The 17,939-nt window shown below is 56.0% G+C and carries 18 protein-coding genes; 7 read left to right on the plus strand and 11 right to left on the minus strand.

What is annotated here, in order from left to right; all coding sequences use genetic code 11:
• The first annotated feature begins 106 nt into the window (after nucleotides 1–106).
• Nucleotides 107–1,300: a multidrug effflux MFS transporter gene (locus F3J39_RS05175; protein ID WP_039384710.1), complete on the plus strand. Its 1,194-nt coding sequence runs from the start codon at nucleotides 107–109 to the stop codon at nucleotides 1,298–1,300.
• Here the strand turns inward: F3J39_RS05175 and dadX are convergent.
• Both dadX and F3J39_RS05185 read right to left on the minus strand, forming a co-directional pair.
• Complete coding sequence (gene dadX, locus F3J39_RS05180) at nucleotides 1,293–2,363, minus strand: catabolic alanine racemase DadX (protein WP_039384712.1); 1,071 nt, start codon at nucleotides 2,361–2,363, stop codon at nucleotides 1,293–1,295. The genes F3J39_RS05175 and dadX overlap by 8 nt on opposite strands.
• A gap of 21 nt (nucleotides 2,364–2,384) precedes the next feature.
• A complete protein-coding gene (locus tag F3J39_RS05185; RefSeq protein WP_166713885.1) occupies nucleotides 2,385–3,686 on the minus strand; it encodes a D-amino acid dehydrogenase in 1,302 nt (433 codons plus the stop codon).
• A gap of 488 nt (nucleotides 3,687–4,174) precedes the next feature.
• Between F3J39_RS05185 and F3J39_RS05190 the strand changes: the two genes are divergently transcribed.
• The gene (locus tag F3J39_RS05190; RefSeq protein ID WP_039384715.1) at nucleotides 4,175–5,710 is read left to right on the plus strand and encodes a SpoVR family protein; all 1,536 of its coding nucleotides are present in this window, start codon (nucleotides 4,175–4,177) and stop codon (nucleotides 5,708–5,710) included.
• Nucleotides 5,711–5,745: 35 nt separating this feature from the next.
• On the opposite strand, the gene fadR is transcribed toward F3J39_RS05190, so the two are convergent.
• Entirely contained in the window at nucleotides 5,746–6,465 is a 720-nt protein-coding gene (gene fadR, locus F3J39_RS05195; RefSeq protein WP_039384716.1) for a fatty acid metabolism transcriptional regulator FadR, read from the minus strand.
• Between the two features lie 285 nt (nucleotides 6,466–6,750).
• On the opposite strand from fadR, the gene dsbB reads away from it, so the two are divergent.
• Nucleotides 6,751–7,281, plus strand: a complete 531-nt coding sequence (gene dsbB / locus F3J39_RS05200) for a disulfide bond formation protein DsbB (protein WP_039384717.1) — start codon at nucleotides 6,751–6,753, stop codon at nucleotides 7,279–7,281.
• Nucleotides 7,282–7,292: 11 nt separating this feature from the next.
• Here dsbB and F3J39_RS05205 read toward each other — a convergent pair whose 3' ends face one another.
• The 3 genes from F3J39_RS05205 to F3J39_RS05215 form a co-directional block, all read right to left on the minus strand.
• Nucleotides 7,293–7,739 carry a YcgN family cysteine cluster protein gene (locus F3J39_RS05205; protein ID WP_039384718.1) on the minus strand — a complete coding sequence of 149 codons (447 nt, stop codon included), beginning with the start codon at nucleotides 7,737–7,739 and terminating at the stop codon, nucleotides 7,293–7,295.
• A 65-nt stretch (nucleotides 7,740–7,804) separates the two neighbouring features.
• Nucleotides 7,805–8,464 carry a fumarylacetoacetate hydrolase family protein gene (locus F3J39_RS05210; protein ID WP_039384719.1) on the minus strand — a complete coding sequence of 220 codons (660 nt, stop codon included), beginning with the start codon at nucleotides 8,462–8,464 and terminating at the stop codon, nucleotides 7,805–7,807.
• A gap of 263 nt (nucleotides 8,465–8,727) precedes the next feature.
• Complete coding sequence (locus F3J39_RS05215; RefSeq protein WP_039384721.1) at nucleotides 8,728–9,003, minus strand: YcgL domain-containing protein; 276 nt, start codon at nucleotides 9,001–9,003, stop codon at nucleotides 8,728–8,730.
• A 154-nt stretch (nucleotides 9,004–9,157) separates the two neighbouring features.
• On the opposite strand from F3J39_RS05215, the gene minC reads away from it, so the two are divergent.
• The 3 genes from minC to minE are packed head-to-tail and all read left to right on the plus strand — an operon-like array spanning nucleotide 9,158 to nucleotide 10,984.
• Complete coding sequence (gene minC / locus F3J39_RS05220; RefSeq protein WP_039384722.1) at nucleotides 9,158–9,865, plus strand: septum site-determining protein MinC; 708 nt, start codon at nucleotides 9,158–9,160, stop codon at nucleotides 9,863–9,865.
• Between the two features lie 33 nt (nucleotides 9,866–9,898).
• Nucleotides 9,899–10,711: a septum site-determining protein MinD gene (minD, locus tag F3J39_RS05225; protein ID WP_039384727.1), complete on the plus strand. Its 813-nt coding sequence runs from the start codon at nucleotides 9,899–9,901 to the stop codon at nucleotides 10,709–10,711.
• A gap of 3 nt (nucleotides 10,712–10,714) precedes the next feature.
• A complete protein-coding gene (gene minE / locus F3J39_RS05230; RefSeq protein WP_039384731.1) occupies nucleotides 10,715–10,984 on the plus strand; it encodes a cell division topological specificity factor MinE in 270 nt (89 codons plus the stop codon).
• A gap of 55 nt (nucleotides 10,985–11,039) precedes the next feature.
• Here the strand turns inward: minE and rnd are convergent, their stop codons facing one another.
• From rnd to F3J39_RS05255, 5 genes are all read right to left on the minus strand, one after another.
• Nucleotides 11,040–12,161: a ribonuclease D gene (gene rnd / locus F3J39_RS05235; RefSeq protein WP_071668922.1), complete on the minus strand. Its 1,122-nt coding sequence runs from the start codon at nucleotides 12,159–12,161 to the stop codon at nucleotides 11,040–11,042.
• Between the two features lie 99 nt (nucleotides 12,162–12,260).
• Nucleotides 12,261–13,937, minus strand: coding sequence for a long-chain-fatty-acid--CoA ligase FadD (gene fadD, locus F3J39_RS05240; protein WP_139239674.1), 1,677 nt, complete (start codon nucleotides 13,935–13,937; stop codon nucleotides 12,261–12,263).
• 205 nt (nucleotides 13,938–14,142) lie between these two features.
• On the minus strand, nucleotides 14,143–14,736 hold the full coding sequence (locus F3J39_RS05245; RefSeq protein WP_071668868.1) for a Slp family lipoprotein: 594 nt from the start codon (nucleotides 14,734–14,736) through the stop codon (nucleotides 14,143–14,145).
• A gap of 61 nt (nucleotides 14,737–14,797) precedes the next feature.
• Entirely contained in the window at nucleotides 14,798–15,496 is a 699-nt protein-coding gene (gene tsaB, locus F3J39_RS05250; protein ID WP_166713886.1) for a tRNA (adenosine(37)-N6)-threonylcarbamoyltransferase complex dimerization subunit type 1 TsaB, read from the minus strand.
• A gap of 52 nt (nucleotides 15,497–15,548) precedes the next feature.
• Entirely contained in the window at nucleotides 15,549–17,459 is a 1,911-nt protein-coding gene (locus F3J39_RS05255) for an ATP-dependent DNA helicase (protein ID WP_039384744.1), read from the minus strand.
• Between the two features lie 124 nt (nucleotides 17,460–17,583).
• Between F3J39_RS05255 and F3J39_RS05260 the strand changes: the two genes are divergently transcribed.
• Nucleotides 17,584–17,928 (plus strand): RidA family protein, encoded by a 345-nt coding sequence (locus F3J39_RS05260; RefSeq protein ID WP_104085356.1) that lies wholly within the window; start codon nucleotides 17,584–17,586, stop codon nucleotides 17,926–17,928.
• The last annotated feature ends 11 nt before the right edge of the window (nucleotides 17,929–17,939 follow it).

Here is a 17,939-nt window from a genome sequence, read left to right on the forward strand (position 1 = left end):
CGATGCCTGCCGTCCGGCAGGCATCGCCTTTTCACTTTAGCGCTTTCTTTTTATCCGCAGACTCATTACCCTTCTCGCCTGTTTAACAGGACGTTTCTGGTTCTTCATGCAAAAATTTACGCTTATTCTGCTGAGTCTGGTGCTGCTGGCTCCGCTCGGTATTGATCTCTACCTGCCTGTTCTGCCGCAGATTGCCGATGGCCTTAACGCCCCGGTGAGCCTGATCCAGCTTACCATCCCGCTGTTCCTGCTGGTGATGGGCATAGGTCAGCTGGTGACGGGTCCGCTGGTGGACAACTTTGGCCGCAAGCCCGTGGCGCTGGCTGGCCTGCTGCTCTATATCGTGGGCAGCGCCGTTGCGGCAACCGCCACGCTCTGGCCGGTATTTTTCCTGGCCCGCATTATTCAGGGCTGCGGCGTCTGCTGCAGCGCGGTGGTGGCATTCAGCGGCGTACGCGATCGCCTGAGCGGCGATGAGGCGGCACGCGCTTACGGATTTCTGAATGGCGCGCTAAACATCGTTCCGGCTCTGGCACCGCTGCTGGGCGGCCTTCTGGCGGAAGCCTATGGCTGGCGTGCACCTTTCTGGTTCCTGTGCAGCTATGCGCTGGCGATTGGCCTGCTGGTGATCGTGGCCTTACCGGAAACCCGGCCGGCGGATACGCTGCGGGTGAAGGGATTGCCGCTGGCGCAATATGGCGCGATTCTGCGCCAGCCGCGCTTTCTCGCTTTTGCGTTTGCCAATGCAGGCGCGCTGGGCATGGTGCTGACCTACGTCTCTCTGGCTCCGCATGTGCTGATGACTGAAGGCGGCCTGACGCCGCTGCAATTCTCATTTGCCTTTGGGGCCAACGGCTTCTGGATCATGCTGGTCAGCGCCTTTGTGAATAAAACGATCCGCAAAGCGGGCCGGCCATTTTGTCTGGCGATGGGCTTTATTACGATGCTGCTGGGGGCAATACTGCTGCTGGCGGGCGCTCACCTTCTGCCTGCTGAATGGCAGCCTCACTGGGCGCTCTATATGATCCCTGTGGCGGTCTCGGTGGCAGGCCTTGCCTTTACCGTTGGCCCGGCCACCAGCTATGCGCTGGAACCCTATCAGCAGCAGGCGGGTGTAGCCGCAGCGCTGCAGGGCTTTATTCAGATGGCGGGAGGCGCTGGCGGCAGCATGCTAATTGTTGCCCTGCCGGTCGCGGAAAAATCGTCACTGGCCCTGATGATGCTGACTGGCGCAGCGCTGGCACTGATTGCCTGGCGCTGCAGCCGTAAAATACGCGGCAGCGTGACCGCGCTTAAATAACCTCAACCGGCACGCGCGGGGCAAGCGCGCACATCAGCTCGTACCCGACCGTGCCGGCCGCTGCAGCAACGTCATCAATCTTCACGTCATTACCCCACAGCTCAACGGCGGTGCCGATACCCGCCTGCGGACAGGGTTCGAGATCGATCATCATCATATCCATCGACACCGTTCCCAGGGTGCGGGTGCGTACGCCGCCAACGGATACCGGTGTGCCGGTAGGTGCATGGCGCGGATAACCATCTGCATAGCCGCAGGCCACAATACCAATCCGCTGCGCTCCGCTGGCCCGGTAGCGATAGCCGTAGCCGACGCCGTCGCCCGCTGTCAGCTGCTGCACGCCGATAATTTCACTGCTCAGCGTCATAGCCGGCTGCAGCCCGGTACCGGCGATATCCTGCCAGCGACCGCTGGGTGAGGCGCCATACAGCACGATGCCGGGGCGAACCCAGTCATAATGCGTAAGCGGGTGCCACAACGTGGCGGCGGAGTTAGCGAGCGAACGCGGACAGTTCAGGCCTTCAGCTGCCTGCTCAATGCGTTGCAGTGGCCCGGCTACCCCCTCGGGATTATCGGCATCAGCGAAATGTGCCATCAGCGTGATCTCACCTACCCCCGGCAGCGCACGCAGTTTTTGCCAGGCGTTATGCACCTGTTCAGGGCGAAAACCGAGCCGGTTCATACCGCTGTTCATTTTCAGGTAAACATCCACGGGAGCAGAGAGCTGTGCGGTCGCCAGCGCTTTGATTTGCCAGTTACTGTGCACGCTGGTGGTCAGCCGGTAGCGATCGATAAGCTTCAGATCGTCTGCGTGGAAAAAACCTTCCAGCAGCAGAATCGGTTTTTTCCATCCCTGCTCGCGCAGCAGAATAGCCTCTTCGAGATTGAGTAACGCAAAACCGTCGGTGCTCTCCAGCGCCTGCCAGACGCGGGCAATGCCGTGTCCGTAGGCGTTAGCTTTGACCACTGACCATACGTGTGACTGCGGCGCGGCCTGACGCACCACAGACAGATTATGACGCAGCGCCTGTCGGTTAACCGACGCGCGCACAGGACGTGACATAGTGTTAACTCTCCGTGAGTGTTAGCGTGCGATATCCGCGCGGCGTAAAGGCGATGCGTGCGAGACAAAACCCGGCAGATAGCGCAATACAGAGAGATCGTCTGCGGCAATCGCGGGTTTCTGACCCGATACAATATCAGCCAGTAGCTGGCCGGAACCACAGGCCATGGTCCATCCCAGCGTACCGTGTCCGGTATTGAGATAGAGATTTGTCAGCGGGGTACGTCCCACAATTGGCGTACCGTCTGGCGTCATCGGACGCAGCCCCGTCCAGAAAGAGGCCTGTTCGATAAACCCGCCTTCAGGATAGAGATCGCGCACCACCATCTCCAGCGTTTCCCGCCGTGCCGGCAACAGTTTGGTGTTAAAACCAACAATTTCAGCCATGCCGCCTACCCGGATACGGTTATCAAAGCGGGTCACAGCGACTTTATAGGTCTCATCAAGGATCGTAGAGCGTGGCGCAGCGTCAGCATCTTTTACCGGAATAGTCAGCGAATAGCCTTTCAGCGGATAAACCGGAATGGCGAGGATATCTTTCAGCAGCGCGGTCGAATAGGAGCCAAATGCCACGACGTAAGCATCCGCTTTAATCACTTCATCTCCGCACTTCACACCATAGATGCGGTTGCCTTCACGCAGTAACCGATCAACCGGCGTATTGAAGCGAAACGTGACGCCTGCCGCCATAGCCATTTCTGCCAGGCGTTGGGTAAAGAGCTGACAATCACCGGTTTCATCATTAGGCAACCGCAGGCCACCGGTCAGCTTGTGCGCGGTAGCTGCCAGCGCCGGCTCGGCACGCTGCAGCTCATGAGCCTGCAGCAGCTCATAGGGCACGCCCGCCTCTTTCAACACGGCGATATCTTTACTGGCGCTGTCGAACTGCTGCTGAGTACGAAACAGCTGCAGCGTTCCGCCCTGCCGCTCTTCATAGGCAATTCCGGTTTCCGCCCGCAGCGTTTTCAGGCAGTCGCGACTGTATTCAGCGATACGTACCATGCGGGCTTTGTTTTCCTGATAGTGGCGCATATCGCAGTTACGCAGCATCTGCCACATCCACTCAAGCTGAAACCGGCTGCCGTCTGGCCGCATCGCCAGCGGTGCGTGGCGCTGAAACATCCATTTAATCGCTTTCAGCGGCACGCCAGGCGCGGCCCACGGCGCCGCATAGCCAGGCGAGATCTGACCGGCGTTACCGGCACTGGTTTCCAGCGCGGCGTCAGGCTGTCGATCGATGACGGTAACCTCATGTCCGGCCTGCGCCAGATACCAGGCACTTGCCACTCCCACCACCCCACTACCCAGAATCACGACACGCATAGGCCCCTCGAGACAAAAGCATAATTAACTGGTATGAGCACCTGAGTCAGAATAATCAGGCTGCTCTGTTTATCTTAGAATTGACCCGGCTATTTCACATCTTTTTTAACATTCTGCACACTTAAATCCTTCCTGATAGCAAAGATCAGAGTTTTACAGCTTCTGAAGCGCTGACCGGAGCGCTTTGTCAGAAAAAAATCAGGGCTTTTTCCCTTTTTCAGCAGAATCACCCGCTGCTGCCTGACTGCGGTTTTCCCAGTTTATTATTCTGCATTTTGATTTGCAGCCGGATTAATATCTCATAGCATGGTGTAATCGCGCTATCCGGATGATTTTCTGCCAAAAGAATTCGTTTGAGTTCCGTTATCGGATGCGAGACAGTGAACTATCCTTGATCTGTTCGCTCAGTTTTTGGGCGCTCTTTCTCAGGACGAAGCCTTCACCCGTGTGGCAGGGTCTTCCTGCCGCCTGCAAAACAGAGGTGCGCTATGACGACAATGTTTGACGAGCCAACCCGCAGCAGTAAACGACTCAGTGACGGGCCCGACTGGACATTTGAACTGCTTGATGTCTACCTGGCTGAAATCGACCGCGTGGCGAAAAGCTACGGGCTTGATACCTACCCGCATCAGATTGAAGTTATTACCTCCGAACAGATGATGGATGCCTACTCCAGCGTGGGGATGCCGATCAATTATGCGCACTGGTCGTTCGGTAAAAAGTTTATCGAAACCGAGCAGCGCTATAAGCATGGGCAGCAGGGGCTCGCCTATGAGATCGTCATCAACTCTAACCCCTGTATCGCCTATCTGATGGAAGAGAATACGATGACCATGCAGGCGCTGGTGATGGCCCACGCCTGCTACGGACACAACTCTTTCTTTAAAAATAATTATCTGTTCCGCAGCTGGACGGATGCGAGTTCAATCGTCGATTACCTGCTGTTTGCCCGTAACTATATTGCCGACTGTGAGGAGCGCTTTGGTGTCGAAGAGGTTGAGCGTCTGGTTGACTCCTGCCACGCCCTGATGAACTACGGCGTTGACCGCTATAAGCGCCCGCAGAAAATTTCACTGCAGGAGGAGAAAGCGCGGCAAAAGAGCCGCGAAGAGTATCTGCAGAGTCAGGTAAATACGCTATGGCGTACGCTGCCGCGTAAAGAGAAAGAGGCGTCGCACATAGAAGCCGCGCGCTATCCCTCTGAACCGCAGGAGAATCTGCTCTACTTTATGGAAAAAAATGCCCCTTTACTGGAGCCGTGGCAGCGCGAAGTGCTGCGCATCGTGCGTAAAGTAAGCCAGTATTTCTATCCGCAGAAACAGACGCAGGTGATGAATGAGGGCTGGGCAACCTTCTGGCACTACACGATCCTCAATCATCTCTATGACGAGGGCAAAGTATCAGAACGCTTTATGATGGAGTTTTTGCACAGTCATACCAACGTTATCTATCAGCCGCCTTATAACAGCCAGTGGTATAACGGTATTAACCCCTATGCCCTGGGGTTCGCTATGTTCCAGGATATCAAACGCATCTGTCAGGCGCCGACAGAAGAAGATCGCCACTGGTTCCCTGATATTGCCGGCTCCGACTGGCTTAAAACGCTGCATTTTGCGATGCGCGAGTTTAAAGATGAGAGCTTTATCAGCCAGTTCCTGTCGCCGAAAGTGATGCGCGATTTCCGTCTGTTCACCGTGATGGATGACGATCGCAATAACTATCTGGAAATTGCGGCGATTCATGATGAGGCTGGCTATCGCGCCATTCGCCAGCAGCTCTCTGCCCAGTATAATCTCAGCAATCTGGAACCCAATATTCAGGTCTATAACGTAGATCTGCGCGGCGACCGCTCGCTGACGCTGCGCTATGTTCCTCAGCAGCGTGCGCCGCTGGATAAAAGCCGGCGCGATGTGCTGAAACATGTTCACCGGCTCTGGGGATTTGATATTCATCTGGAGCAGCAGAACGAAGATGGCAGCATAGAACTGCTCGACCGATGTCCGCCGCGTGCGCCCGGACTCTGAGCATAAAAAAACCGGACTGAAGAGTCCGGTTTTCTTTAGCGCTTGTTACCGAGATCGTCCGGCAGATTTTTCTGCATACTGTGCCAGATCTCCCCGCTGCGGCGTCCATACACCCGCACGCACTCAACCACCTGCTCCTGCGTCGGCTGCTGCGAACACATATCCGCCAGCTGCTGATAAAAGCTGCGTGCCAGCTCGCGCGCTTCGGAATCAGAGAAATAGTGGCGTCCGACCCGCGTATAGAGCCCTTTCAGTCCGTTGAGGATCAGACCGTAAATCGGATTACCGGAAGCAAACGCCAGACCGCGGAATACCCGGTAATCAAGCTCAGCATAGGCATCAGCCTGATCCTGCTCATGCAGCGCGCTCTCCAGCACTTCGCGGGCTTTTTCCGGATGGTGACGCAGCGCACGGCTGATAAAAATAGAGGCGATGTTGCTGCGTACTGAGAGCAAATTATCAATCAGCTGCGGCACGCTGTCGTGATCGAGCCGGGCCAGCGTCTCAAGGATGTTGAGACCTGAGGTTTCCCAGAAATCATTTACGCGCGTCGGCTTGCCGTGCTGAATAGTGAGCCAGCCATCACGCGCCAGACGCTGCAGCACTTCGCGCAGGGTGGTGCGGGTAACGCCAATCAGTTCAGACAATTCACGTTCAGCAGGCAGAATCGACCCGGGGGGGAAACGACTGTTCCAGATACTCTCAATTATGTACTCTTCTGCGAATCCTGCAGGGCTCTGCGCCTTGATAACCATAGCGTTACGTTCTCATTGCGTTCTTAATCGTCATTACACTCATCATACCAGAGGGGCTATAGCGGAAATAGTCTGCCGGCGGATTAAAAGCATGGCCTGGCGCAAATTTCAGCATGCGGGCTGAATGCTTTCACCTGGCCCGGGCCGGGCAAGTGGCTATCGGGTCAGACAACCTGCCACATAAACGATCTGCGTCATTTTTATCGCTGAATTCCTGATTGCAGGCTGGCAGCGTCAGGCTTTTGGTTTACACTGCCAGGCACTGATAGCTAAGGGAAATCCACTATGTTGCGATATCTGAATCTCTGCTCGCGCGGGCGTGGCGCCTGGCTGCTGCTGGCATTGACCGCGCTGGCGCTGGAGCTGGTGGCGCTGTTCTTCCAGCACGGTATGGGGCTTAAGCCCTGCGTGATGTGTATCTACGAGCGGTGTGCGCTGTTTGGCGTAATGGCGGCAGGCGTGGTGGGCGCTATTGCGCCGCAGACTCCGCTGCGCTGGGCCAGCCTGGCCATTTGGATCTACAGCGCCGCTGAGGGCTTGCGCTTATCCTGGGAGCATACCATGCTGCAGCTGCACCCTAACCCGTTTGTCACCTGCGACTTTGCCGCACGCTTTCCGGCATGGCTGCCGCTGGACAAATGGCTGCCCGCGGTATTTGTTGCCAGCGGCGACTGCGCTGAGCGCGGCTGGACGCTCCTCGGCTGGAGCATGCCGCAGTGGATGATCGCCATTTTTGCCGCCTACCTGCTGGTGGCGATAGTGGTACTTGTCGCTCAGATATTCAGGCCGCGTCAGCGCAACCTGTTTGGCCGCTGAGGGACGCAGAATCAGCCATTCCGATCGGGTCGGTCAATAATGTGATCTTCCCAGTCGCGTACTTCACTTTCGCGTACAGCGATGTAGCGCACCGAGATCCGCTGGGCATGCATCGCTTTTTTTGATCCCGCCAGCAGCGGATGCCAGGCGGGCAGCGCTTTGCCTTCGCCAAGCAGCCGGTAGGCGCAGGTGCGCGGCAGCCAGTTAAAGGTTGTGAGGTTTTCACGCGTGAGCTTGATACAATCTTCTTCATACTCAAACCGGCGTTCGTAGTTGCGGCACTGGCAGGTTTTAATATTCAGCTGGTTGCAGGCGACATTGGTGAAATAGATCTCATCCGTATCGGCGTCCTGCAGCTTATTCAGACAGCACTGTCCGCAGCCGTCACACAGCGATTCCCACTCAGCGTCGTCCATTTGTTCCAGACGTTTGGTCTGCCAGAAAGGTTGGTCACTCATCATTGCGGTCCGGGTTGTTCAGCAAAACCGCACCTTATAAAGGTTAAGATGCGGTGATGCAAGTATTACAGCACGCGCGTGCTGATACCGTGACCCGCCAGCGATATCTCAAGTTTATCCCCTGAGCGCAGCGGGCCTACGCCCTCTGGCGTGCCGGTCAGGATCACATCGCCCGCGCGCAGCGTAAAAAACTGGCTCATATAGGCGATGAGCGGCTTGATTTTGTGGATCATATCGGACGTAGAACCATGCTGACGCCGCTCTCCATTCACCACCAGCTGCAGCTCGCTGTTTTGCGGATCGCCCGTGTACTCACCGACCGGAATAAAGCCGGAAAGCGGACAGGCGTTGTCGAACCCTTTCGCGCGCTCCCAGGGCTGACCCGCTTTTTTGAACCCCGCCTGCAGATCGCGCAGCGTAAGGTCCAGCGCTACGCCGTAACCCGCAATCGCTTTTGCCACATGCTCTTCGCTGGCCTGCTTTAACGTGGCGCCGATCAGGACAGCGAGTTCCACTTCATGATGTACGTCGCCTAACGCGGTCGGGATAGAGAGCGGCTGCCGCAAATCGCATAAGGCTGTCTCAGGTTTGATAAACAGCACCGGCTCATCCGGCGTTGCGCTTCCCATTTCTTTAATATGTTTTGCATAATTACTGCCTACGCATACCACTTTGCTGACCGGAAAATCCAGCAGAGCACCCTGCCAGTTACGATGCTGATACATATTTTTCACCTGCCTGAGTTATGTCTGCGCTCTGTCGGGATGACAGAGGCTCTGTGAGTAGCGGCCGGAACGGGGCGCCAGTAAAGATAATATTAACGGTTATCGCGACAGGTGTAACAGAAATTGTCAAAAGAGATTTATCTTTCTTACGACGGCGGGCAAACAAATATTAATTGCCCACGACAGGATGGAACATGGGCAATTAATTAATCACTGAACACTGAATATATTTACAGGCTATATTTTTTACAGATGAATCTGAATTAAACTTCTTTACCCTGCTCAAGATGGACGTTGAGCAAACTTTCTACAGGCGGCGGGATCTGCAAATAAAAACCCTGCTCGCGCAGTCCCTGCTTTACCTTTTCAATGTCTGCGTTGGCCAGTCTCTCACGCTTGTCCAGCGACAGCACCATCGCTAACTGCGGCTTGCCAAAACCTTTAAGCAGCGCTTCCGGCACGCGGGAGAAATCGTCCTTTTTTTCTACATAAAGATAAGTCTGGTCGCGTTGCGGGCTTCTATAGATCACACAAAACATATTTTTTACTCGAATTAACTGTTAGCGTCACTTGCCTGAATATTACAGTAACTATAACATGCTTGCAGAACTTCGAATATTGACCCGATGATGTTAATGGCGATTTTATCGACGTTCATCTCCGGGTCAAAAAAACAGGACTGAGCCAGGACAGATGCCGCAATCGCCAATCGAATTCAAGGGAAGCAGTTTTACCCTGTCAGTTGTTCATCTGCACCATTCACAACCCGATGTGATTCGTCAGGCGCTGCAGGAGAAGATCGATCAGGCGCCGGCCTTTTTACAGAACGCTCCGGTCGTCCTGAACATCTCAGCGCTATCCGGAGATATTAACTGGAAGCAGATGCAGCAGGCGATCAGCGCCACCGGACTGCGTATCGTTGGCGTCAGCGGTTGCAAAGATGACGCCCAGAAAAAAATGGTGGCCCGCGCGGGCTTACCGGTGCTCTCTGAAGGCAAAGAGAACCGCAAAACGGCTGAAGCGCCGCCTGCGGAAGAAGCTGCTGCACCCGCTGTTGTTACCGAGAGCATCAACAAAACGCGCGTGGTGAATACGCCAGTGCGTTCCGGTCAGCAGATTTATGCCCGTAACGCCGACCTGATTGTGACCAGCAGCGTTAGCGCCGGAGCAGAACTGGTTGCCGATGGCAATATACATATTTACGGCATGATGCGCGGCCGGGCGCTGGCAGGCGCCAGTGGCGATCGTGACTGCCAGATTTTTTGTACTCACCTTGCCGCTGAGCTGGTCTCAATCGCCGGTGAGTACTGGATCATGGATCAGATTCCGGCGGAATTTTTTGGTAAAGCGGCGCGCCTCTGTCTGAAAGAGGGCGCGCTTACCATCCAGACACTTAATTAGGCCCCTTTTCTTTCGTTAAGGAAATCAACATTTATGGCACGCATTATTGTAGTAACATCGGGCAAAGGGGGCGTTGGCAAGACCACGTCAAGCGCGGCCATCGCGACAGGGTTAGCGCAAAAGGGCAAAAAAACCGTTGTTATCGACTTCGATATCGGTCTGCGTAATCTCGATTTGATTATGGGCTGTGAACGTCGCGTCGTGTATGACTTTGTGAATGTTATTCAGGGTGATGCCACCCTGAATCAGGCGCTGATCCGCGATAAACGCACCGAGCAGCTCTACATTCTGCCGGCATCGCAGACGCGTGATAAAGACGCTCTGACGCGCGAAGGCGTAGAGAAAGTGCTGAACGATTTAGCCGCTATGGAGTTCGATTTTATCGTCTGTGACTCCCCGGCGGGTATCGAAACCGGCGCGCTGATGGCGCTTTACTTCGCTGATGAAGCGATCATCACAACCAACCCGGAAGTCTCATCCGTACGCGACTCTGACCGTATTCTGGGCATTATCTCCTCTAAATCGCGCCGTGCTGAAAACAGCCAGGACCCGGTCAAAGAGCATCTGCTGCTGACCCGTTACAACCCAGGCCGTGTGACCCGTGGCGATATGCTCAGCATGGAAGATGTGCTGGAAATCCTGCGTATTCCGCTGGTCGGTGTTATTCCGGAAGATCAGTCTGTGCTGCGCGCCTCAAACCAGGGCGAACCGGTGATCCTCGACATCAATTCTGACGCCGGTAAAGCTTATGCTGATACCGTAGAACGCCTGCTTGGCGAAGAACGCCCCTTCCGCTTTATTGAAGAAGAGAAGAAGGGTTTCCTGAAACGCCTGTTCGGGGGATAACCAATGGCCTTACTCGATTTCTTTTTATCCCGTAAAAAGAGCACAGCCAATATAGCCAAGGAGCGGCTGCAGATCATCGTTGCTGAACGCAGGAGGGGCGACAGTGAGCCCCACTATTTGCCTCAGCTTAAACGCGATATCCTGGAAGTGATCTGCAAATATGTCAAAATCGATCCCGATATGGTGACAGTACAGCTCGATCAGAAAGGCGACGATATTTCGATTCTGGAGCTGAACGTGACGCTGCCGGAAACGGAAGACGCGCCGAAATGAGTGTAGCGGATCGCAGCGTTTCCCCTGCGTAATAGCGCAGGGGAAAACAGCGCGCTTAAAGTGCCTGCAGAATCTTGTCGATTCCCGGCTTCAGCAGCTCGCCACGCCAGCCGTTCAGCAGTTCGGGTGGACGGTTTGCTGATTTCAGCCCCCAGAACACGCTGAGAACCTGATTAATCTGACGGCGTGAAGCCAGCAGTTCCTGACCATATCCCGTTTCTTCGCTTACCTGCTGTACCAGCGCTTTAATCGCTTTAAAGACCTGCTTATAGTGCGGATGCTCAATAAGATTGGGCAGCGGTGCCGGTAGCGTTGCCTCATCCTGTGCCTGCGCCTCAGCGACCTGATCAATCATCGCTTTACCGTGAAAACGGATTTCATGGCCGTTGAGTCCAAGGTGATCCAGTTCACCGAGGCTGCCGGGCAGATAGCGAGCGACCTTCCACAAATTTTCTTCACGTACCACAAAATTAACCGCCATATCTTTCTGACGCGCGACCTTCAGGCGCCAGGCCGCCAGGCGCTGCAGTGCGGCCAGCTGGCGCGGACGCAGCTGCCAGGCGTTGGTAATATCGCGCCACGCCTCTTCAGGCTGCAATATATCGAGCCGGCGCTGACACAGCATGTCGCACTCGCTCAGGGCGGCCTTCATGTTGCCGGCGGCTTCAGTCTGCGCCATCAGCTCACGGGCAATAGGCAGCAGGTAGGCGACATCCGCTGCGGCATACTGGCACTGACGCTCGGTCAGCGGGCGCGCAAGCCAGTCGGTGCGGGCCTCACTTTTATCCAGTTCAATCTGGTTAAAGTGATTAACCATCGCTGCAAATCCCCAGGAGAGCGGCTGGCCGGAAAAGGCGGCCAGAATCTGCGTATCGATCATCGGCTGCGGCAGGCAACCAAAGCGATGCAGAAAGACTTCCAGATCTTCGCCTCCGGCGTGCAGGAATTTAGTCACCTGCGTATCCTGCAGCAGGGCGATAAACGGCGTCCAGTCACCAATCGGCAGTGGATCGATCAGAACCAGCTGTTCGCCATCAAACAGCTGAATCAGCCCGAGCTGAGGATAGTAGGTCCGGGTACGTACAAATTCAGTATCCAGAGCAACAGCATCATGCTGGCGAGCCAGGCGGCACACGTCAGCCAGCTGGTGGTCTTGGTCGATCAGGGTGTAATTCACGTATTTATTCCCGCTGCGCAAACCCCGCGCAGCGCTCCATGTTAAAAACAATAAAAACGCCGGTCGTAGCCGGCGTTAACCTGGGGAAGCATGGCGACACTACTGCCCTTCCCGCTTCGCCTCATCGCGCAGTTCGCGGCGTAAAATTTTGCCCACGTTTGTCTTTGGCAGCTCTTCACGAAACTCGATAATTTTCGGCACCTTGTAGCCGGTCAGCTGACGACGGCAGTGATCCAGCACCTCTTCTTTAGTCAGCCCGGGATCCTTTTTAACGATACAGACCTTCACCGCTTCACCCGAGAGTTCGCTTGGCACGCCAATCGCTGCAGCTTCACGAATTTTTGGATGCTGCATCAGCACATCTTCAATTTCGTTAGGATAGACGTTGAAGCCGGATACCAGAATCATATCTTTTTTACGATCGACAATCCGGATAAACCCTTCACTGTCCACGGTAACAATATCGCCGGTATGCAGCCAGCCATTTTTCAGCACTTCCAGCGTGGCATCAGGACGCTGCCAGTAGCCCGCCATCACCTGCGGGCCGCGGATACAGAGCTCACCCGGCTCACCCGGCGTCACATCATTATCCTGATCGTCAATAACCCGGATATCAGTAGAGGGCACCGGCAGGCCGATACTGCCGGTATGGCAGGTAATATCGTAAGGGTTAACCGATACCAGCGGGGAGCATTCGGTGAGGCCGTAGCCTTCAAGCAGGTAATGCCCGGTAAGCTTTTCCCAGCGCTCCGCTACCGCTTTCTGAACCGACATGCCTCCGCCAGCGGAGAGCCGCAGTGTGGAGAAATCGAGTTTATTAAAGTTTTCATCATTCAGCAGCGCATTGAACAGCGTGTTTACGCCGGTAATGGCGGTAAAAGGAAACTTAGCCAGCTCTTTAACGAATCCGGGTATGTCGCGCGGATTGGTAATCAGCAGATTAGTGCCGCCCAGATCGAGGAACAGCAGACAGTTAACCGTCAGCGCAAAAATATGGTAGAGCGGCAGCGCCGTTACCACCTGCTCCTGCCCGGCGCGCAGCAGTTTGCCGTAGGTGGCTTTTGTCTGCTCCAGGTTTGCCTGCATGTTGCCATGGGTGAGCATCGCGCCTTTGGCGACGCCGGTGGTGCCCCCGGTATACTGCAGAAATGCCAGATCGTCATTGCTGAGCGCCGGACGCTGATAAGCCATGCGTGCGCCCTGCTGCAGCGCATGCCGCAGCGGTACAGCTCCGGGCAAATGGTATTTCGGCACCAGCTTTTTGACATATTTGACCACAAAGTTCACCAGCGTCGCTTTGACCGGTGCCAGGTGATCGCCCATCCGCGTCAGCATCACGTGCTTTACCGCCGTCTCTGCCACAACTTTTTCCAGCGTGTGAGCAAAATTGGAAACGATAACAATGGCGCTGGCACCGCTGTCATTGAGCTGATGTTTCAGCTCGCGCGGGGTATAGAGCGGGTTAACATTTACCACCACCATACCGGCACGCAGTACGCCAAACAGCGCCACCGGATACTGCAGCAGATTAGGCATCATCAGCGCCACGCGATCGCCCTGCTGCAGTCCCAGCCCCTGCTGCAGCCAGGCGGCAAAGTCGCGGCTCTGCGCGTCGAGCTGGCGATAGGTCAGCGGCTGCCCCATATTGATAAAGGCAACGTTGTCGGCATAGTGCAACACCGCATGTTCAAAGAGATCGACCAGAGAGGGATAACGGTCGGCATTTATTTCTGCTGGCACATCTGGCGGATAGCGTTTCAGCCAAACTTTGGTCAAAGAGTCACCCCGATATTCTTGTTGCGTAGCCATCGCCGCCTCTGCAATCAGTGTTATTAACAATACTTTAACTGATTGTACCAGTTTGCCGGTTACGGCATTTTCAGGTTGCGAAGCCCATCACTAAATTTCGCGCGCCGGTTACGCGCCCAATAAAAAAGCCCGGCTGCGTGCACCGCAACCGGGCCGGAAAAGTATGTGGCGGCTACTCGGTCAGAATAGTCTGTACCTGAGCCGGCCCCCCCAGGTTCATCCCCCAGTAAGGGTTTGGCCCCCAGTAACCCGGATGATGCCGCGTCGGGCCATATCCGATCCAGGGATCGATTGGCTGCGGCGGCGTCATTACCTGCTGAGTCAGATGCCAGCGCTGATAGCCGCGCACATCAATCACAACAAAGTTATAACTGGCCTTGCCAATTTCACCTTTTTCGGTGCCTTTGATGGTACCCAGCACCGTAACATATTGGTTATTCACATCAACCGGATCGACAAATCCTTTGAGATCGGCATATATCCGTCCGATTGAGGCAGCCCCCAGCCGGGGCCGTGCGCTCTCATCCAGCGGCTGCGTGGCTATCTCCAGCCGCGTCAGTCCGTTGAGGTTTGTAACGCGAACCACTTTACCGCCAAAGCGTGACTCCTGCCCGGTATAGAGCTGAGGAGCATTCATCACGCGCAATAAATCCTGCTGCGGAAGCGCCGAGCTTCCTTTAATAGAATCGGGTACGCTGACGCAGCCGCTCAGCAGCAATACACACGCCAGTACGCCACCAGCGATTCCAGCACGATAACCTGGCATAAGCACATCTCCTGTAATTTTTAATTTAGACTGGAGGTGCAAAAATAAGTTGCGTGGCGGCTCAGCGTCCGGGCAACTTTTTCCACGCCACTTCGTTGCGCAGATAAACCGGCTCTGCATGCTCCACCGCTACGGTGTCGCCTCGCTGCCACGCCTGCAGCGCCAGCGGCATCATATCTTCAGCCGCGGGCAGCGTAACCGGGGTGGCCAGTAGCGTTGCGCCCGGCGTGGTCATCAGCTCAGGCCATGCCTGCCAGCCGGTGCCTGCGGTCGCCCACTCGCCGCTCAGCGCCGCGATGCGGGCAGCAGCAGCCTCAGGCTTCAGCACCGCTTCGCTGTCGGCGCCGTGCCAGTGACCCGCATCATCGCGCTGATATTCAGCCCAGTAGACTTCACCCATGCGTGCATCAATCGCCACCAGCACACGAGTGGCACCGGTCAGCCGCCAGGCCCCCTGCGCCATCGTTGCCAGCGAAGAGACGCCAATCATGGGTAAGTTTGCGCCCAGCGCCAGCCCCTGCGCAATGCCAATACCAATGCGAACGCCGGTAAAACTGCCCGGCCCGCGCCCAAACGCCAGCGCATCCAGCGCGGTCAGGTCCAGCTGCTGCGCCTGCAGCAGCGACTGCACCAGCGGCAGAATGCGCTGCGTGTGATCGCGCGGAGCAATTTCAAAACGGGCATCGATCTGCTGCTGATTCAGCAGCGCGGCAGAACAGGCTTCTGTCGCCGTGTCCAGTGCTAAAATTCGGGCGGACATAACAACCTCAGAGAATCAAAATGGCGCGCATCTTATCACAAAGCGGCATAAATTAGTGTTCCTCAGCCTGCCGGACAAAGTCGATCGCACGCGCCAGATCGCGGGTCCGCGGCGTGGGTGGCAGGCTGTTGAGAAAGAGTTCGCCGTAGGGGCGGGAGACCAGACGCTGATCGCAAATCACCAGTACGCCGCGATCGGCGGTGTCGCGGATCAAACGCCCCACCCCCTGTTTGAGGGTGATTACTGCATCCGGCAGCTGCACATCACTGAACGGATCGCCGCCGCGCAGCCGGCAATCCTCCATGCGCGCCTTCAGCAGCGGATCGTCTGGCGAGGTAAACGGCAGTTTATCAATAATGACCAGCGACAGGGCATCGCCGCGCACGTCGACACCTTCCCAGAAGCTGCTGGTGGCAACCAGCAGCGCATTACCCGCCTCCAGGAACTGCTTCAGCAGCTGCCCTTTGCTGGTCTCGCCCTGCAGCAGCACCGGCAGAGTCATTGATGCACGAAACTCGGCCGCCAGCTCACGCATCATCTTGTGTGAGGTGCAGAGAAAAAAGCAGCGTCCTTTATTGGCATCAATCAGCGGCTTCATCATCCGCGCCAGCTGCCGGGCCCCGCCAGGCGCATTCGGCTCCGGCATGTTGCGCGGCACGCACAGGAGCGCCTGCCGGGCGTAGTCAAACGGACTGTCGAGGATCAGCGTCTGCGCCTGCTCAACCCCGAGCCGACTGGCGAAATGCCCGACCTGTTCATTCACCGCCAGCGTGGCGGACGTAAACACCCAGGCCGCTTTACGCGTATCCATCACTTCGCGAAAGCGCTCCGCAACTGAAAGCGGCGTCAGCGCCAGCGTAAAATGCCGGCTGGTACATTCATACCAGTAGCTGAAACCGGGTTCGCTGATGGCACGTAAACGCTTCAGGCGGGTGCGATAGAGCGCCGCGCGCTCAAAGGCCGCGTCAAGCAGCGCTGAGCGTCCCAGGGAGAGTTTAATGACGTCGTAACAGAGTTCCAGCGCATCATCCAGCAGAGTAAACATGCGCATGACGTTGTTATCACTGAGCAGATCGCGCAGATTACCGCGAAAGCCGGGTTCGCCAAGCGTCAGGCGAAAATCCTGCGCACACTGCGCCAGACGATCGGCAGATTTCTGCAGCTGCTGCACATCACGCACCTCGGTGCGATAGGCAAGAATGATATCTTTGGCGAGATCCTGCAGCTGACGGCTGGAGAGCTGCTGGCCAAAGTACTGGCTGGCGATGTCGGGCAGCTGATGTGCCTCATCGAAGATCATTACGTCCGCTTCCGGGATCAGCTCGCCAAACCCGCCCTCTTTGACCACCAGGTCAGCCAGAAACAGATGATGGTTGACCACCACAACGTCAGCATCCATCGCTTTTTTACGCGCTTTTACGACAAAACACTCTTTATAGAGCGGGCAGTCGCTGCCAAGACAGTTGTCATTGGTGCTGGTGACGTAAGGCCAGACAGGGCTATCTTCAGCGACACCGGCGCAGTTGCTGATATCGCCATCTTTGGTTTCCGATGACCAGCTGCGCACGTGGATAAGATCGCCCAGCGCCTGTACGGTAAGATCGCCGCCGCTCTGGTTTTGCTGCTCCATACGTTCGAGACAAAGATAGTTAGAGCGGCCTTTCAGCAGCGCAGTTTTTCCGCTGAATTTGAGCGCCCGGGCAATGGTGGGCAAATCGCGATTGTAGAGCTGATCCTGCAGCGCTTTGGAGCCGGTAGAGACAATGACTTTCTTTTTTGCGCGCAGTGCAGGCGCCAGATAGGCGTAGGTTTTACCGGTTCCGGTGCCCGCCTCCACCACCAGCTCACCGCCGTGCGTTACCGCTGCCGTGACCGCCTGTGCCATCTCATGCTGGGCCGCACGCGGTTTAAAACCCGGAATTGCCTGCGCTAACGCGCCATCTGCTGCAAAATCGTCTGCCACACATCCTCACCTGTAACCTGAAAAACACTGTAATTATGTCAGGATTCCGCAGACGCGACCACAACAGATGACATCGCAGCCCGGTTATGCCAGGCTGGCGCAGCAAAAAACAGAGGAGAACAGCATGTCTATTACGCGTATCGATCCCGAACATCGTATGTCCGAAGCCGTGATACACGGCAATACGATCTACTACACCAGCGTCCCGGAAAATCTGGATGCCGATGCGGAGGCGCAGACGGCTAACGCGCTGGCAGTTATCGATCGTATTCTGACGCGTGCCGGATCGGACAAGAGCAATATTCTCGACGCCACGATTTTTTTGGTGGATAAAGCGGATTTTGCGGCGATGAATCGCGCCTGGGACGCATGGGTATCACCGGGCAACGCGCCGGTACGCTGCACCGTACAGGCCGGACTGATGAACCCGAAATATAAAGTAGAAATAAAAATTATCGCCGCACGTTAAGCGGCACGGGC

Source organism: Pantoea sp. Acro-807 (assembly GCF_011752675.1).
Lineage (GTDB): Bacteria > Pseudomonadota > Gammaproteobacteria > Enterobacterales > Enterobacteriaceae > Pantoea > Pantoea eucrina.

Coding starts and splice junctions, on each gene's coding strand:
- F3J39_RS05175 (WP_039384710.1), top strand. CDS start 107: ATGCAAAAATTTACGCTTATTCTGCTGAGTCTGGTGCTGCTGGCTCCG.
- dsbB (WP_039384717.1), top strand. CDS start 6,751: ATGTTGCGATATCTGAATCTCTGCTCGCGCGGGCGTGGCGCCTGGCTG.
- tsaB (WP_166713886.1), bottom strand. CDS start 15,496: ATGTCCGCCCGAATTTTAGCACTGGACACGGCGACAGAAGCCTGTTCT.
- minE (WP_039384731.1), top strand. CDS start 10,715: ATGGCCTTACTCGATTTCTTTTTATCCCGTAAAAAGAGCACAGCCAAT.
- F3J39_RS05260 (WP_104085356.1), top strand. CDS start 17,584: ATGTCTATTACGCGTATCGATCCCGAACATCGTATGTCCGAAGCCGTG.
- F3J39_RS05205 (WP_039384718.1), bottom strand. CDS start 7,739: ATGAGTGACCAACCTTTCTGGCAGACCAAACGTCTGGAACAAATGGAC.
- F3J39_RS05245 (WP_071668868.1), bottom strand. CDS start 14,736: ATGCCAGGTTATCGTGCTGGAATCGCTGGTGGCGTACTGGCGTGTGTA.
- dadX (WP_039384712.1), bottom strand. CDS start 2,363: ATGTCACGTCCTGTGCGCGCGTCGGTTAACCGACAGGCGCTGCGTCAT.
- F3J39_RS05185 (WP_166713885.1), bottom strand. CDS start 3,686: ATGCGTGTCGTGATTCTGGGTAGTGGGGTGGTGGGAGTGGCAAGTGCC.
- minC (WP_039384722.1), top strand. CDS start 9,158: ATGCCGCAATCGCCAATCGAATTCAAGGGAAGCAGTTTTACCCTGTCA.
- F3J39_RS05190 (WP_039384715.1), top strand. CDS start 4,175: ATGACGACAATGTTTGACGAGCCAACCCGCAGCAGTAAACGACTCAGT.
- minD (WP_039384727.1), top strand. CDS start 9,899: ATGGCACGCATTATTGTAGTAACATCGGGCAAAGGGGGCGTTGGCAAG.
- fadR (WP_039384716.1), bottom strand. CDS start 6,465: ATGGTTATCAAGGCGCAGAGCCCTGCAGGATTCGCAGAAGAGTACATA.
- F3J39_RS05215 (WP_039384721.1), bottom strand. CDS start 9,003: ATGTTTTGTGTGATCTATAGAAGCCCGCAACGCGACCAGACTTATCTT.
- F3J39_RS05210 (WP_039384719.1), bottom strand. CDS start 8,464: ATGTATCAGCATCGTAACTGGCAGGGTGCTCTGCTGGATTTTCCGGTC.